The following is a 16,550-nucleotide window of genomic DNA, read 5'->3' on the forward strand; positions in this document are numbered from 1 at the left end:
TTCATTTTTAGGGAGTCCTAGCTTTGTAATCATCTCATGTCTGTTCACTTCAAGTGTGTTAATATAAGTCTTAAGTATATAGTAGAACACTGTTGTTATATAATATCTAAAACGTATAAACGGAACTTTACATCCAATGTTTTTATTTCATATTAGCTAAATCAAATTAGGCTATTCATTTCTTCTTGTCTGTGGTACAATTGGTTAGGGAGATAAATTGTTCGTGTACGATTTTTTATACAAGGAAAGAATCAAAGATAACTTCGCGCCGATTAAATTTTTCAAAGTTTTTATAAAGATCTATTTCAATTTTTGGCACGTATCTAATAAAGTACGATCTAATTTAACTTAAAATTTTTTTATGAATAAATTTATACTGTCATTCATTGTTGTGAATATGTTTCTTTTTGGAGGGATATCTACAATGTTAGGCCAAGAATTAAGTGTTACTGGAATTGTTAAAGGAGTTAATGGTCTACCGTTGCCTGGAGCAAATATTATTGAAAAAGATACCGATAATGGTGTTCAATCCGATATTGATGGAAAATTTACAATTGAATTAACTAATAGTAAGGCTACAATTGTAATCTCATTTCTTGGTTTTACAACACAAGAAATTGCTATTGATGGTCAAGACACTTTAGAAGTAATATTAGAAAATGCAGATACAGCATTAGAGGATGTTTTAGTTGTAGGATATGGTAGTGTAAAGAAAAGTGATTTAACCGGTGCCGTATCACAAGTGAGCTCTAAAGAGGTTAATGCATTTCCTTCGGGATCCGTTATGCAATCATTACAAGGAAGAGCGGCAGGAGTGCAAGTGTCACAAAATACAGGTGCGCCAGGTGCAGGATTTAGCGTAAGGATTAGGGGCGCTAATTCAATACAAGGAAACAATGACCCTTTATATGTTATAGACGGTTTTCCTTATTCTAGTAGTCCTACAAACTTAAATAATTCCGATATAGAAAGTATTGAGGTGCTTAAAGATGCTTCGGCAACGGCTATTTATGGTTCAAGAGGAGCGAACGGTGTGGTGTTAATTACGACCAAAAAGGGGAGAGATGGCGCAACTAGAGTTGAAGTAGAAAGTAGTTATTCCGTACAGCAGCAAACCTCAAAATTAGATTTGCTTAATGGTACAGAATATGCCTCTTTTATGAATTTACAAGCCCAAAATGATGGTGAGACGCCTTATTTTACATCAGAGGAAGTCGCTGCATTTGGAGAAGGATTTGATTGGCAAGATTTTGTTTACCGAGAAGGTGCTATTGAAACTAATTCAGTTAATTTAAGTGGAGGTAATGATAAAACCCAGTTTGCTATCGGCGGTAGTATTTTCAACAATGAAGGTATTATAAAAGGAAGTGATTATAAAAGATATGCCTTACGTCTAAATTTATCACATCATATCAATGATAAAGTAAAAATTGATTGGTCTAACTCACTATCTTATCTAGATACGAGAAGAAAAGATAGTAGTGGTGGTAGTCGAGGAGGATCACTTATTGGAGGGTCTATTTCAGCAGCACCGATATCAACACCATTTAATGACGATGGGAGTTACAACGTATTATCCACAGAATATCCATTTATTGCCCCAGATATTGTTAATCCAATTAACTTTATTAACGAGCGTAGTAGTAGAGTACAAGCCAATGTTATATTGAGTAACTTATCGTTTATTTATAACCCGATTCCTGAGTTAACACTTAAAATATCAGGAGGTATAGAAAATAGAGATGATAGAACTGATGTGTACACCACACGCGATTTCTTCAATTCTGACGGCGCTGCAAGTGTATCAACAAATCAACAACGCAGTTTATTAAGTGAGAATACAATCACCTATCAAAAAACATTTAGTGCTAAACACACATTTACCGCTTTGGCAGGTGTCACCTATCAAAATTTCAAGAATACCTATTTAGGAGGTAGTGGTGTCGGTTTTATAAGTGATATTTATGAGACCGGTCAATTACAAAGTGCTGAAACGCCTGGAATTCCGTCAACATCGTATTCAGATTCATCTTTATTATCCTATTTAGGACGTATCAACTATAGTTTCAATGATCGGTATTTATTAACCTTAAGTATGAGAAGCGACGGTTCTTCAAGATATAGTGAAGGTGATAAGTGGGGGAACTTTCCTTCGGCAGCATTGGCTTGGAAAGCAAATGAAGAAAACTTTATTAATAATTTAAATGTTTTTTCAGAATTAAAATTCCGTGGAAGTTGGGGCTTAGTGGGTAGTCAGGCTATAAGTCCGTATACAACCTTAAATATATTATCGTCAGGCTATACCGTTTTTGATGATCAACTATATAATACATTGGCTCCAGGTTCTCGACTACCAAGCGATTTAAAATGGGAAACTACAGAGCAAATTAATGTGGGAATGGATGCTGGCTTTTTTAACAACCGACTATCATTAACATTAGATTATTATATAAAAACGACCAAAGATTTATTAAATACGGTTAGGCTACCAAGTTCTACAGGTTACCTTTCATCTATAAGGAATGTGGGCGAGGTTGAAAATAAAGGATTTGAATTAGGCATTAGTGGAGACATATCTAGAGGTGAATTTAAATGGAACCTTTCTGCAAATATTTCTGCAAACCGAAATAAGGTTATTAAACTTAGCGGTGGTGAGGATATATTAACTTCTAATATTTCACTATTAGTTGTTCAAGATAATGTTTCCATATTAAGAGAAGGGCGACCTATGGGTCAGTTTTGGGGCTATTTAGAAGATGGTTATACCGATGAAGGACAGATTAACCTAGTAGATTTAAATGATGATGGTGTAATTTCAGCAGAAGATAAAACCTATATAGGGGATCCTAATCCCGATTTTATTTATGGTATTAATTCTGAAATGAGTTATAAGAATTTTGGTTTATCATTCTTTATTCAAGGATCGCAAGGCAATGATATTTTTAACGTAAGTGCTATTCCTGTAACCATGGATTATGGACTTGGGTTAAATACATTACGCGAAGTCTATGAAGATAATTGGAGCCCTACAAATACAGATGCTAAATATCCTCTAATAAGTAGAAGTACCTCTGCCTATGTTTCGGACCGATGGGTAGAAGATGGGTCGTATATACGGCTAAAAAACATAGAATTTTCATATTCTATTCCGCTAGATTATAATTTTATGGAAAGCGCACAAGTATATATTAGTGGTCAAAATCTTATCACAATAACCAACTATTCTTGGTTAGATCCAGAAGTGAATTCTCAAGGTCCAGGTAGACCTGGAATTGACTATTTATCATACCCTGTAGCTAAAGGATTTACTTTAGGCTTAAGAATGGTTTTCTAAATCCCTAAATAGATAGCAACTTTTTATTACTAAAATTAATCAACATGAAAAATTTAGAAATCACGATATATAATTTTAAAAACAACTTAAAAACCAATATAAATTTCATTGGCATTTTTATAACGCTTCTGGTATGTAGTAGTTGTAGTTTAGATGAAGAACCAAAATACGTTGTAGAAGAGGGTTTTTACAATACTGCGGAAGAGTTAGAAATTGCGATGAATGCTGCCTATTCACCAATAAGAGGCTTGTATGCAGAACAAACAGCTGTTTTAGATGCACATACCGATTGGGGTTATGGTCGTGGAAGTCGAGCAGATTACAACGATTTTCAGGGGTTCAATTCTGGAAACATTAATGTGGCAGGTTTACGTTGGAATGCATTTTATCAAAGTATTAGAAATGCCAATTTAATTATTAGAAATGCGCCTTTAGGGGCAGATGTCACGCAAGATGAAATCGACTTAATCGTTAGTGAAGCCAAATTTTTAAGAGCCTTAAATTATTTTATACTAGTTAGAAATTGGGGCGGTGTACCCATAAGAACTGCTATAAATTTTGATGAAGCAGATTTAAATAAAAGTAATGCAGATGAGGTGTACGACTTTATTCTTCAAGATTTAGAAGAGGCAGAAGAACTGCTTCCTGAAACACCAAGAAACGTTGGTCGCCCAACAACGTATGCTGTAAAAAGCTTAATGGCAGATGTGTACTTAAACTTAGAAATGTATTCTGAAGCAGCTGTAAAATCTAAAGAAGTTATCGATTCAAATCAGTTCGCTTTAGTACCTGCGACTTCAATTGAAGACTTACAATATGATTTGTTTGGACCAGAAATAGTGAGTTCAACAGAAGAAATTTTCTATTTTAAATATACGCGAGAGCTAAATCACGGTAATTTTTTACTCTATATTTTAAATCATCCTAGTACGGAATTATTCAACTTCGGTGGTGCTTATGCGCATTATAGTGAGACTACGAATCCTTTTTATATTAATTGGGATGATAATGATTTAAGAAAAGCTTTATGGGATCAAATAGATTTTGGTTTAGGGCCTAATACTTTGGTGTCTAAAAAATATGTAGACCAATTTGCTGTAAATAATAGTGGTGCCGGAAACGATATTCCTGTTTACCGATTTGCAGAAATGCTTTTAATATATGCAGAAGCATCGGCTAGAGAAGCAGGCGCTCCTACAGCATTAGGTATGGAAGCTTTAAATAAAGTACACCGAAGAGCTTACGGACAAGACATTTATACTCCTAATGTTATAGATTTTAATGCAGCGGATTATAATTTGGATGCTTTTATTGATTTGGTTTTAGACGAGCGTGCCTATGAATTTATTTTTGAAGGTAAACGTTGGTATGATTTAAAACGAACCAATAAAGCAGCTGAAACCATAATGGATGTTAAAGGGATTTCAATTGCTGAAAGACATTACTTATGGCCTATACCAAATTCTGAAATTGATTACAATGAATTTATGAGTAGTGCTGATCAAAATCCCGGGTACTAAATAAAAGTCAGATAAATTAAACTGTAAAAAAGTGTGTGAAGTAACAATTGCTTCATACACTTTTTTGTTTTTGAAGTCAAACTTAAAAGCTTTATAAACAGGAAAGTGTAAAATTCCTTTTGAGGTTTTCTTAAAATGATATCAATTTTATTATCTGTTCGAGTGCAGTCAAGAACTATTCACATATTAGAAATATGTTTCTATTGCGCTCAGCCTCACATTTAGGTTCAATTTGAATACTCATTTAAATAAGCATCTACTGACCTATAAATACTGTTATTAAAAAAACTAAAATAGCTTTGATTAAAGGGCTTAGAATTTAGATTGATTTTACTCTGTTTTTTACTTTTGTCTATTAATATATAAAAAATGCAAGTAAAAGAACTCGTTGGTAAATTTGAAATCATTGGCAGTAATCAAGATGAAGAAGGATTAACTTATAAAGGCTTATTAGAATTAACTCTAGATACGAATAATAGAATTGTTGGCAAATGGACGATTAGCGATAATCAAATACAACGCGGAACAGGTTTTTTTAGTGATAATATTTTGGTTATAAACTTTAATTATAAAGGGGATTGTGGAAATATTTATAAAGGGGTCGCTGTTTATAAGTGTATGACTAAAGACCTTTTAGAGGGGTTTTGGTCCGAAAAACATGGCAATCCACTTTACCTTGGTAAAGAACGTTGTTTCCGCGTGGGCATGCAAAAAGAGACCATTCATTAATTCTTTAAAAGAGTTGCTTTTATGATTGATTTACTTTATTTCAATTAAGTATTCCTGTAAAAATGGCAACATAATATAAGCCTGTTATAATAAAAACGACTCCAGCTGCGACTCGCATCACTTTTTCAATTTTAGTAATTTTATTATAAAAGAAACCTACTTTTCCTGCAGTGTAAGCTAATAAATAAGTAAAAACAATCACTGGTAAACCTGTTCCAAAAGCAAAAACTATAGGTAAATAGAGTCCTTCAGCTGAGGTTATTGTCATGGGGATTAACATGCCAAAAAATAAAGCGCCACTATAAGGACAAAAGGCTAAAGCAAATACAATGCCGATTAAAAAAGCGCCTAAGAGTCCTTTATCTTTAAATTGTTCGGAGAGCTTTTCTTGAAAATTAGACTTGCCTAAAAAGTTGAGCTTAATAATGTTGAGCATTATTAAACCTATTATAATTAATAGTGGGCCTAAAAATTTTTCACCATTTTGGTTGAAAAACCGTGCGATGTGAAATTTGCTTGCTCCAAAATATAATATCAAGCCAATGGTTGTATAGCTAAAGCTTCTTCCTAAAGCATATAATAAACCACTTAAAATAACTTTTCGTTTACTTGATATGTTTTTAGATATAAAAGCCGTTGCTGTTATGTTAGTTGCCAAAGGGCACGGACTAATGGCAGTCATTAGTCCGAGTATTAAGGCCGATAAAATAGGAATGTTATAATTTTCTAAGAGTGATTGTAAAACATCCATTTAAAGTGTTTTTAACTGGGTCTCTATTTTCGCTTTTAATTCTTTAGAAAAAGTAGCTTGATCTGTACCGTTCATAAAGGCAAATTCTGTTAAATCTGTTTTTGTCTCTTTACCATCTTTAATCACATTTAAAATTAAAGCGGTACCTGATGCTTCAAATTTTTCTGCAATTTTTGCATTTTCAGCTTTATCGACTTTAATCACTTGAAATGTGATTTGGTCAGCTTTCATTTCTTTAGAAAAATAAGTATCTAAAGTGTATTTTGTGTTGGCTTCAATAGCATTGCAGGTCATACATCGATGTGTCGAATGAAAGTCTATAACTTCAATTTTTGAAATAGATTGATCTATAGGTGTATCATTGCTTTTGTTTTGGTCATTACAAGCCGTTAATATTAAGCCAATAGTAAGAATCGTAAAAAATTTAATAATTTTCATGGTATTTGATTTATAATAATATGTTGAATAAAAATCCTGAAATAATAATAGCGACGGTAACGACACCAAAAAATATAGCAATGAGTTTTAAGGACATTACCTTTTTAAGTAATGTAGCTTCTGGAATAGACAAACCTACCGTGGCCATCATAAAAGCAATGGCAGTTCCTAATGGAACGCCTTTTGCCACAAAAACTTGAATTACAGGAACTATACCTGCGGCATTAGCGTACATTGGCACCGCAACGATTACGGCAAGTGGAACGGTCCACCATTCACCTCCACCTAAGTAGTCATTAAAAAAGTTTTCGGGCACGTAGCCGTGCATCGCTGCACCAATAGCAATACCAATAATGACGTAGACTAGCACACCTTTTACAATAGCCCAAGCACTCTGTGTAATTTCTGGTATACGTTGATAAAATGTGAGCTGCTCCTCTTTATATACTGCTTGTTCCATTTTACGAGCGAGAATGTTTTTTACCCATTCGGATAGTAAGTGTTCTAGGTTAAATTTTCCTAAAATCCATCCCCCAATCGTCCCTAGTAAAATACCTGAAACGGCATATATTAATGTGGCTTTTATACCAAACATACCTATGAACATGGCTATAGCCACTTCATTTACTAAGGGCGAGGTAATTAAAAATGAAAATGTAACACCCAATGGAATTCCACCTTGAACAAAACCAATAAATAATGGTACTGATGAGCAAGAACAAAATGGCGTAATAGCTCCAAAAATGGATGAAAAGAAGTATTCTAAACCGTAAAGTTTCTTTTTATTCAGGTAATCTTTTAAGCGTTCAATAGGAAAATAGGCATTTACGATCCCCATAACAAAGACGATAAAAAACAATAAGATTAGAATCTTTATCGTATCGTATATAAAGAAGTTTAGAGCAACTCCTAGATGTGTTTCTGCGCTAACATTAAAAACGCTATAGATAAGCCAGTCGGCAAAATTTTGTAACCAATCAAACATTTTCAATAGCTTTAATGGTTCCTGAAATTGTGCAACTACGTTTTATCGTATTGTAAATGGTACCAAATTTTTCAATATTCTTTTTTAATAATGCTGTATTTAGTTTTTTATCATTACTGTTAATGGTTAAATGATATGTAATATGTTCCATTCTGGGCGGATTCTCTAGTCGCGAAGCTTCAACATTAAGCGTGGTTTTTGAATAGTTGAATTTCATTAGTGTTGAAAAACGTTCCACATTCTTAAGCATACAGGCGGCAAATGATCCTAGAAATAATTCTGCTGGATTAGGCAAAGTGTCTCCTGGTGTAGCTTTGGTCCCAAAATCTATATCCGATGCTTTGATATGAATAATAGCATCCTCGTTTGAGACAGACGTTGCTTTAATTTGATAATTCATAATCGTTTTACATTTAGTTCAACAGTGTCAAGACTTCATCTTTTGATGGTACGCGACCTTTAATCGTAATCACATCATCGATTACTAAGGCAGGCGTTGTCATTACATTAAACTTCATAATCTCCATAATGTCTTCAACTTTTTCAATACTTGCATCAATGTTGTGTTGAGAAATAACATCTTGTACAACACTTACCATTGTTTTACATTTTGGACAACCGGTTCCTAATACTTTAATTACTTTACTCATGATATTAAATTTGTTTATCGCCAATAAGCGATAAGATTATTAAAAAAATATCAATCAAAAAATTCTTGAAACATGCCTTTGGCAATACTCCAATTTTCTTGATTGATACAGTATTTTATTTTAGGTGATTTTAATTCGCCTTGAATTAAACCTGCATTTTTTAATTCTTTAAGATGTTGAGAAATTGTAGACTGTGCTAACGGAAAAACATCAACCAAGTCACCCGTAAAACAGCACGATTGCTTACCTAGGTGTTTTAAAATGGCAATACGTGTAGGGTGTGCCAAAGCCTTAGCAAATTTAGCAAGTGCTTCAGTGTCTTCTTTATATTCTATGGATTCTAAACTTCTTTTCATATTTCTTATCGTAAATATACGATAGGTTTTTTTATTAAAGGGTAACAAAAGTCACTTAAATAAGAAAAATTAAAAAAAATATTAAAAAATAGGTCTATCTTTTACTTTGCTAATCGTAAAGCTTTAGCATAAGCCTTGTCAAATTCACTTGCTTCAACCGCTTTTGCTGCTTTTTCTACATCGTAATTTGCTCTTTTAAACGTTACCTTAATGGCGTCTTTATTAGATTTAGAACTGCTTTGATTAAGTTCTAAGATTGCATAACAAAGTCTTGGGTCACCATCTTTGGGTTTTCCTACAGAGCCAATATTAACAACGTGCTTATAATCATTGCCATTTTTGATTACACGATGAAATGGTCGATGTGTATGTCCGCACAGTAAGACATCTGCTTGCTGTGATTTTAGCATCGCTAATACGTCAATTTCGGGGTAATCAGCTACCATATAATCGTTAATCGCTTTTACACTGCCATGAACCATTAATAGATTAAAAGGCTTATCATTAGTTGTAAAATTTAGTGATAATTGTCTTGGTAAATTTATTAAATAATCTCTGTTAGAATCCGTAACCAAAGCTCTTGTTAACCCTTTGTTTGAAGGCTTTACTTCTTTAGACATAGGAAGAAGTAAAGCCTCATCATGATTGCCCATAATGGTAGGAATATGCCTTTTTCTAATTTCATTGACCACTTCATTGGGCCAAATATTATAACCTACCAAATCACCTAAGCAATATATAGCATCGACATGTTCTGCATCTACGGCTTTAAAAAAAGCTTCAAGTGCAGGTAAGTTGGCGTGGATATCTGAAAAGAATGCTATTTTCAATTGACGGATGTTTTAGGCGTGTCGAAATATTTCTTTTTCAACCAAAATGAAACCCTAACCAACAAAATTAACGCTGGTACTTCAACTAATGGGCCAATGACACCTGCAAAAGCTTGCCCGGAGTTTAACCCGAAAACCGCAATAGCAACCGCAATGGCTAATTCAAAATTATTTCCAGCAGCTGTAAAAGCTACGGCAGCTGTTTTATCATAAGTTCCACCCATGGCTTTGGTAAAGAAAAAGCCAATAATAAACATCAAAGTAAAATAGATGAGTAGGGGAATAGCAATAATTACCACATCCATTGGGATTTCAACAATTAATTCGCCCTTTAAAGAAAACATCACCACAATAGTAAATAATAGTGCAATCAATGTCATTGGTGAAATTGCAGGGATAAACTTGGTGGTATACCAGGCCTCACCTTTTAATTTTACTAAAATCTGACGACTTAGAATGCCCATCAAAAACGGGATTCCTAAATAGATGGCTACACTTTCGGCGATGGTTCCTATAGAAATATCAACAATAGCACCTTCAAATCCAAAATAAGGCGGAAGTACGGTTATAAAAAGCCAAGCATAAAAACTATAGGCAAATACTTGAAAAATACTATTTAAGGCTACCAAACCAGCACCGTATTCGCTACTGCCCTCAGCAAGGTCGTTCCACACCAAGACCATAGCGATACAACGTGCCAAGCCTATTAAAATAAGACCGACCATATATTCGGGGTAATCACGTAAAAAAGTAATGGCCAAAATAAACATCAGCACTGGGCCAATAATCCAGTTAAGGATTAGAGATATCGATAATATTTTGGTGTTTTTAAAGACTTTTGGTAATAGGGCATAATTCACCTTAGCTAAAGGCGGATACATCATTAGGATTAAACCAATAGCAATGGGAATGTTGGTGGTGCCACTATTAAATGAATTTATAATGTTGGGAAATGTGGGAATAAAATAACCGAGTCCAACACCAATAGCCATAGCTACAAATATCCAAATGGTTAGATTTTTGTCGAGAAAACTTAATTTTTTTGATGCCATTTTTTAAGAATTGATTTGTGAGAAAATGTATAATAATTCAGTAGCGATTTGCAGACTCCTTTCCTTATATTTTTCGGCTTGTTGTGGCGTATTATCAAATGCCTTTGGATCTTCAAAAGTTATAGGAATTCGCTTTTCTGCACCTGCTATAAACGGACAAGCGCCATCGGCTTGTGAGCAGGTCATAATCGCTGCAAATTCGGATTTAGGATTAAAATCAGCAGCAAATTTTTTAGAAAATCCAATTACTGGATGTGCGTTAGCTGCATATTTAATAGCATAAATAGGGTTGTTGCCTTCTGAAAGTGTTTCTATCTTAAAACCTGAGGCCCTTAACGTGTCTGCAACCATAGGATAAAGTGCTGTTGCTTCTGTGCCACCCGAATAACAAAAGACATTGTTGATATTAAAATAGCGTGCTATAGTTTGCGCCCAAACTTGTGATAAATGACTTCGCCTAGAATTGTGTGTGCAAATAAAATTAAGACGAATCGCTTGTTGGTCGTTAACCTTAGACTTAATAAAATCTGCTAACGGTTGTAAAACAGTTTTGCGTTCATCTGAAATAGTTTCTGGTTTTAAGGTCTGAATTGTGTTTTCTATTTCTGAAAACAGTTGCTGTGTTGAATTCATCATTTTATAAACTGTGTTAGTTAACAACAACCGCTTCCTGGAGTGCAAGTGTTCATACTTGAAGCCTTTTCAACTTGTTCTTTTGGCGCTTCAACAGGAATACCACATTGATCTTTGGCCAAACAATCCGTTTGTTTATTAGTAAGAAGAAAATGCTTTCCATCAAAATCTAACCCAAATTTACCAATCGTATTGGCTTGGTATTCGACTTCAATCTCTAAGTCTTCGATGCCTAGTGTTTTTTCAGAAAGTTCAATTATACTTAAAAGTTTTTCTGGGTGTAATCTATGATCATAATCGTTGGCATTCCAAAGTTGAAAGTTAACCACTTCTTCATGTCTTACTGTACCTCCACAGTCTATAAAGTGTTTGGTTATCTTTCCAACTTCGGTAACATGAAAATGATTAGGTACAAGTTCGCCGTTTGGTAACTGAAATGCAATGGTTTCTAATTGGTTGAGTTTGTTTTTTACTTCTGATAGTTTCATAAGATATGTATAATCTGATTTTTAAAATTTTAATAGCGTATGGTTTCTAGTTGCTTAACAACAATCTGTTTTAGAAATATCTTGATCTAAAAACTGAAACATTACATTTTTCATTTTTGTCCAGTTTTCAGCATCAATGCAATAACAGACACTGGTGCCTTCAACATTACCTTTAATTAAACCTAAATGTTTCAATTCTTTGAGATGTTGAGAAATAGTAGGTTGTGATAGGCCAATTTCGTTTACCAAATCACCACAATAGCAAGTATCTATTTTGAATAGTTGCTGTAAAATAGCGACTCGTGCAGGATGCCCAAATACTTTTGAGAATAGTGCAATTTCGTTTTGTAGGTCAGTGAACATTTCTGTTTTAGATAATCCCATTTAACTCTTTAATTAGTTTATTGCAATATTACGATTAATGGTTCTTCTGTCCAAATTATTTCATTTGAAATTATATAATTAAGTTTTTTTTATGGAGAATAGTCTTGTAATTTTTTTCTTTTACGATATAATGCTTTAAAGATTGTAACTTTGTACCAAATTTTTAGATATGCATAAAGCAGGTTTTGTAAATATTATAGGGAATCCTAATGTTGGGAAATCTACATTAATGAATGCGTTTATAGGTGAAAAATTATCTATAATCACATCGAAGGCGCAAACGACGAGACACCGTATTTTGGGAATTGTTAATGGTGAAGATTTTCAAGTAATTTTGAGTGACACACCAGGAATTATAAAACCAGCCTATCAATTGCAAGAATCTATGATGGATTTTGTAAAATCGGCTTTTGAAGATGCTGATGTTTTAATCTATATGGTTGAAATTGGAGAGAAGGAGCTTAAAGATGAAGCATTTTTTAATAAAATCACCAATTCTAAAATACCTGTTTTACTATTACTTAACAAGATTGATAAATCGAATCAAGAACAATTAGAAGAACAATCTGAGTTATGGCAAAGTAAAGTGCCTAATGCAGAATTTTTCCCTATTTCTGCTACTGAAGGTTTTAACGTGCAGAATGTATTTAATAGAATTATAGAGTTACTACCTGAGTCACCGGCATTTTATCCTAAAGACCAATTAACCGATAAGCCTGAGCGATTTTTTGTAAATGAAGCCATTAGAGAAAAAATTCTAATGCATTACAAAAAAGAAATTCCGTATGCTGTTGAGGTTGATACTGAAGAGTTTTTTGAAGAAGACGAGATTATTAGAATGCGTTCGGTAATTATGGTTGAACGTGACACTCAAAAAGGGATTATTATTGGGCATAAAGGCTCTGCACTTAAGCGTGTAGGTGTTGAAGCCCGTAAAGATTTAGAGAAATTCTTCGGAAAACAAGTGCACTTAGAATTGTATGTTAAGGTGAATAAAAACTGGAGAAGCAATCAAAATCAGTTACGACGCTTTGGGTATAATCAGCGATAAGCGCTGAGTGTTTTATTCATAAAATCATTTAATTTTAATATTTCGGGTTTGCCTTTAGCACGACCCAATCGTCCTGCAAAATAGAGTGTAAACCAAAGTACCACCATAAAAAGTGTTAGAAATACCTGAATGGCATAAGTATTGTCTAAAGTGGCATTAGCATAAGCCCAAATACCAAAGCCCAAAAATAAAGCTGCGACTATAAAATGTAAAAACATAAACAATGTCCAAACGGTTGGGTTGGGACCAAAAAGACCATGGACCATCGCTTTTTCTTTTCCTTCATCATTGATTTCTAAATGCAGTTGTGGCGACCAAAAATGCTGTTCTGCTTTAGGGAATTTTATAAAGACATGATCGTCTATTCTGGTAATAATAAATGCCGTTTGTTCAGATTTCGTCTTTTCAAAAGCTTTTAATATAGTTTCATTATTACTTAGCACTTCAAACTTGAAACGAGGCCTTAAAACAATATCATTAGGAAGTGCCATATGTTATTTTGAAAAAAAGTACTTTATTTGAGAATAATGAATTCACAACGTCTGTTGATTGAAAATTCTGTTTCCGTACAGTTATCGCCACAAGGCACTATTGGTTTTGTTTCTCCAAAACCTTTAGAGGTTAACCTTGCTCTAGAAATATTGTTTTCTACCATATATTCTAAAGTCGCTCGTGCACGTTTTTCTGATAGATCCATATTAAACTCATGACTTGATCTTGAGTCGGTATGTGCACCAAGTTGTATTTCCATTCTAGGATACTTTTTAAGCAAGGCAACTAATACATCAAGGGTTTTTGCGGCTTGTGGTTTTATATCCCATTTAGAAAAATCGAAATAAATATTCTCTAATTCAATATAAGTATTTCCTTCCTCATCATCCATTACAATCTCTTCAGCATCCTTATAAGACTCAATTTCAAGTTCAATATTAAATTCTATATTACCTTTGTCGTTAGTGTCAAAAAATTCTACTTGCGGAATGTATTTTGGTTGAAAACCTTCAAGCGAATATTTTTGATTTGGTTTCGTAGATAACTTATACTTACCATCTTCACCAACAAGTTGTTCAGCAACCGGATTACCATCTTTATCATATAAAGTTACGGTTGTATTTGGTAATATGTCACCTGTTACCTTATCCGTCACAAAGCCTTCTATGTAATAGTTTCTGTTGGTCTCGATGCGTTTAAAGGTGTATATATTATCAACACCAGATTTGTTAGAAGATAAATAACCTGTGTTTAAAGAGTCTACAACCACAAAAGCAAAATCATCTTTTTCACTATTTATGGATTCGCCTAAATTAAGCGCATCTAAATGCGCATTATCAGATACACTACTCGAAAACAAATCTAAACCACCAAAACCAGGCTTTCCATTAGAGGCAAAATAAAGCGTACTGTCTTTAGCTATAAATGGGAACTGCTCTCTACGAATGGTATTAATGTTTTCGCCTAAGTTTACCGGTTCTCCAAATGAATTGTCACCAAGGATGTCAACATAAAAAATATCAAAAGAACCTAAAGTGTTAGGCATGTCACTAGAGAAGTAAAGTTTAGTTTCGTCATCATTAAGTGCTGGATGCATTGTAGAATAGGTGTCGCTAGAAAAAGGAACAGGACTAACATTAGTCCATTCATCTCCTACAAGCTCAGCTTTAAAAATACTTACAACGGCAACTTTAGTAGAATCGAGATCAATACGTTTTTTATGATTTCGACAAAAGTACATGGTTTTACCATCTTTAGTAAAAACAGCATTACTCTCGTGTTGTTTTACCGTGTTTATGGCTTTATTGAAAGGTTCAATACTGTCTAATGCCATAGTTTTACCAGTAGAGACGGTAGCTTCATAAAGATCCAAATACGGTTTTCCGTTCCATTTGTAATTGGGGTTTTTTAAGTTTTTGGTAGAAGCAAAAACAATTTTATCACCATAAATTCCGACACTAAAATTAGAACCACCAACTTCATTTGTAAGACTTTCTAATTCATATTCATAAGGAATAATCTGTTTTAATAAGGATTTGAATTTTTTTGTGTTAATAGAATTATTTAAGTGAAGTGTTGAAACCTCATCGGCTTCTTCATAGTTTTTTGTGCCTTTTAAAACGTCAAAATATTTAAAGTAAAACCCATCACTTGGTTTTGTTTTATCCTTTAAATTATATACTTGTTTATAGGCATTATAAGCATTATCAAATTCTGAATTATAATAATAGCAGTCACCTAACTTTTCTAAATTAGCAGTCGTTTTTGGAAGTTGTGCATAAATCTCAGCAGCTTCTACATAAGCTCTGTTTTCATATAGGATATCTGCTTTCTTTGATTGAGAAAAACATAGATTTCCTGTTATTAAAACAGCACATAAGATATATAGTTTAAACGTTTTCATTTGTATTAAATTAGAAAAATCTTGGCGATTTATCGAAGCCTTTTCCGATTTTACCAATATTAAACAATAGCATTATTTCGTGTGAACCTGAATTAAAATCGCCCAAGTTAGTAAGTGTATAATCATATGCATAGCCAATTCGTATAGCTGGTGAAACTGAAAAATTAACTAAGCCAGAAACGGCATCGTCATGGCGATAACCAACACCAAATTCTAGTTTGTCATACATCAATACATTCGCGGTTAGGTCTACTGATATAGGAGCATTATTAACATACTTTGTCATAAAAGCTGGCTTAAACTTAAAATTATCACTTAAATTGAATACATAGCCACCAGTAAAAAATACGTGTGAATTTTCAGAAGCTTCAGAAACAATACCGTTATCATCTTTAATATGTTTAGACTGTAATAGGTTTGGTGCGGATACACCGATATAATATTTTTCTGTAAAATAATATAGACCTGCCCCAATATTAGGAAAGGTTCTACTTATGTTTTCAGAAAACGCAGGGTCGTCATTAACTTGATCAGAATATACAAAATCATCAAAATTGGTGCTAAAAAATGTGGCTCCAGCTTTAATTCCAAATGACAATTTAGACTTTTGACCAACAGGAATTACGTAAGCGATATCGGCAAAAGCACTTGTTTGTTTTACCACGTCACCAATTTCATCGTGCACAATAGATAGGCCACCTTCCAAACGATTGGTTAACTTTGTGTGCCCAAAAAATGTACCTGTTGTGGGTCCTCCAACAGAGCCAACCCATTGTGATCTATAAAGTATACCCAAATTAACATTGGTGTCATCATCTAATGCGTATGCAGGATTCACCACACTCATATTATACATATATTGTGTGAATTGTGGATCTTGTTGTGCATGAGAAGAATAACCTAAAAATAAGGTTATTAACGCAATGCTGTATATTATTATTTTACTTTTCATTG

At 33.6% G+C, this 16,550-nt stretch carries 18 protein-coding genes; 4 read left to right on the forward strand and 14 right to left on the reverse strand.

Going from position 1 to position 16,550, the window contains the following annotated elements; all coding sequences use genetic code 11:
- Positions 1-361 precede the first annotated feature (361 nt).
- The 3 genes from HM982_RS03180 (at position 362) to HM982_RS03190 (ending at position 5,583) form a co-directional block, all read left to right on the forward strand.
- Complete coding sequence (locus tag HM982_RS03180) at positions 362-3,334, forward strand: SusC/RagA family TonB-linked outer membrane protein (RefSeq protein WP_179351669.1); 2,973 nt, start codon at positions 362-364, stop codon at positions 3,332-3,334.
- 44 nt (positions 3,335-3,378) lie between these two features.
- Complete coding sequence (locus HM982_RS03185) at positions 3,379-4,854, forward strand: RagB/SusD family nutrient uptake outer membrane protein (RefSeq protein ID WP_179351670.1); 1,476 nt, start codon at positions 3,379-3,381, stop codon at positions 4,852-4,854.
- Between the two features lie 369 nt (positions 4,855-5,223).
- On the forward strand, positions 5,224-5,583 hold the full coding sequence (locus HM982_RS03190) for a hypothetical protein (RefSeq protein ID WP_179351671.1): 360 nt from the start codon (positions 5,224-5,226) through the stop codon (positions 5,581-5,583).
- 40 nt (positions 5,584-5,623) lie between these two features.
- On the opposite strand, the gene HM982_RS03195 is transcribed toward HM982_RS03190, so the two are convergent.
- The 11 genes from HM982_RS03195 to HM982_RS03245 form a co-directional block, all read right to left on the reverse strand.
- Positions 5,624-6,334: an aromatic aminobenezylarsenical efflux permease ArsG family transporter gene (locus HM982_RS03195; RefSeq protein ID WP_179351672.1), complete on the reverse strand. Its 711-nt coding sequence runs from the start codon at positions 6,332-6,334 to the stop codon at positions 5,624-5,626.
- A complete protein-coding gene (locus tag HM982_RS03200; protein ID WP_179351673.1) occupies positions 6,335-6,772 on the reverse strand; it encodes a nitrophenyl compound nitroreductase subunit ArsF family protein in 438 nt (145 codons plus the stop codon). It abuts the gene before it with no gap.
- Between the two features lie 10 nt (positions 6,773-6,782).
- Complete coding sequence (locus HM982_RS03205) at positions 6,783-7,757, reverse strand: permease (RefSeq protein ID WP_179351674.1); 975 nt, start codon at positions 7,755-7,757, stop codon at positions 6,783-6,785.
- Positions 7,750-8,157: an OsmC family protein gene (locus HM982_RS03210; RefSeq protein WP_179351675.1), complete on the reverse strand. Its 408-nt coding sequence runs from the start codon at positions 8,155-8,157 to the stop codon at positions 7,750-7,752. The genes HM982_RS03205 and HM982_RS03210 overlap by 8 nt, the downstream gene beginning before the upstream one ends.
- A gap of 13 nt (positions 8,158-8,170) precedes the next feature.
- On the reverse strand, positions 8,171-8,431 hold the full coding sequence (locus HM982_RS03215; RefSeq protein WP_246296559.1) for a thioredoxin family protein: 261 nt from the start codon (positions 8,429-8,431) through the stop codon (positions 8,171-8,173).
- 26 nt (positions 8,432-8,457) lie between these two features.
- Complete coding sequence (locus HM982_RS03220) at positions 8,458-8,763, reverse strand: ArsR/SmtB family transcription factor (protein WP_179351676.1); 306 nt, start codon at positions 8,761-8,763, stop codon at positions 8,458-8,460.
- A 101-nt stretch (positions 8,764-8,864) separates the two neighbouring features.
- Complete coding sequence (locus tag HM982_RS03225; RefSeq protein ID WP_179351677.1) at positions 8,865-9,593, reverse strand: metallophosphoesterase family protein; 729 nt, start codon at positions 9,591-9,593, stop codon at positions 8,865-8,867.
- The gene (arsB, locus tag HM982_RS03230) at positions 9,590-10,645 is read right to left on the reverse strand and encodes an ACR3 family arsenite efflux transporter (RefSeq protein ID WP_179351678.1); all 1,056 of its coding nucleotides are present in this window, start codon (positions 10,643-10,645) and stop codon (positions 9,590-9,592) included. Before arsB ends, HM982_RS03225 begins: the two co-directional genes overlap by 4 nt.
- Positions 10,646-10,648: 3 nt before the next feature.
- A complete protein-coding gene (locus tag HM982_RS03235) occupies positions 10,649-11,281 on the reverse strand; it encodes an arsenate-mycothiol transferase ArsC (protein WP_179351679.1) in 633 nt (210 codons plus the stop codon).
- 17 nt (positions 11,282-11,298) lie between these two features.
- On the reverse strand, positions 11,299-11,766 hold the full coding sequence (locus HM982_RS03240; RefSeq protein WP_179351680.1) for a DUF6428 family protein: 468 nt from the start codon (positions 11,764-11,766) through the stop codon (positions 11,299-11,301).
- Between the two features lie 54 nt (positions 11,767-11,820).
- Positions 11,821-12,150 carry an ArsR/SmtB family transcription factor gene (locus tag HM982_RS03245; RefSeq protein ID WP_179351681.1) on the reverse strand — a complete coding sequence of 110 codons (330 nt, stop codon included), beginning with the start codon at positions 12,148-12,150 and terminating at the stop codon, positions 11,821-11,823.
- A gap of 169 nt (positions 12,151-12,319) precedes the next feature.
- Here HM982_RS03245 and era point away from each other — a divergent pair, with 169 nt between their 5' ends.
- Entirely contained in the window at positions 12,320-13,201 is an 882-nt protein-coding gene (gene era, locus HM982_RS03250; protein ID WP_179351682.1) for a GTPase Era, read from the forward strand.
- Here era and HM982_RS03255 read toward each other — a convergent pair.
- From HM982_RS03255 to HM982_RS03265, 3 genes are read right to left on the reverse strand one after another with little or no spacing between them, the layout of a single operon-like run.
- Positions 13,192-13,692 (reverse strand): GTP-binding protein, encoded by a 501-nt coding sequence (locus HM982_RS03255; RefSeq protein WP_179351683.1) that lies wholly within the window; start codon positions 13,690-13,692, stop codon positions 13,192-13,194. The genes era and HM982_RS03255 overlap by 10 nt on opposite strands.
- A gap of 23 nt (positions 13,693-13,715) precedes the next feature.
- On the reverse strand, positions 13,716-15,596 hold the full coding sequence (locus HM982_RS03260) for an OmpA family protein (RefSeq protein ID WP_179351684.1): 1,881 nt from the start codon (positions 15,594-15,596) through the stop codon (positions 13,716-13,718).
- Between the two features lie 10 nt (positions 15,597-15,606).
- The gene (locus HM982_RS03265) at positions 15,607-16,548 is read right to left on the reverse strand and encodes a PorP/SprF family type IX secretion system membrane protein (RefSeq protein ID WP_179351685.1); all 942 of its coding nucleotides are present in this window, start codon (positions 16,546-16,548) and stop codon (positions 15,607-15,609) included.
- Positions 16,549-16,550 lie beyond the last annotated feature (2 nt).

Origin of the sequence: Winogradskyella vidalii (assembly GCF_013403955.1) — a bacterium.
GTDB classification, from domain to species: domain Bacteria; phylum Bacteroidota; class Bacteroidia; order Flavobacteriales; family Flavobacteriaceae; genus Winogradskyella; species Winogradskyella vidalii.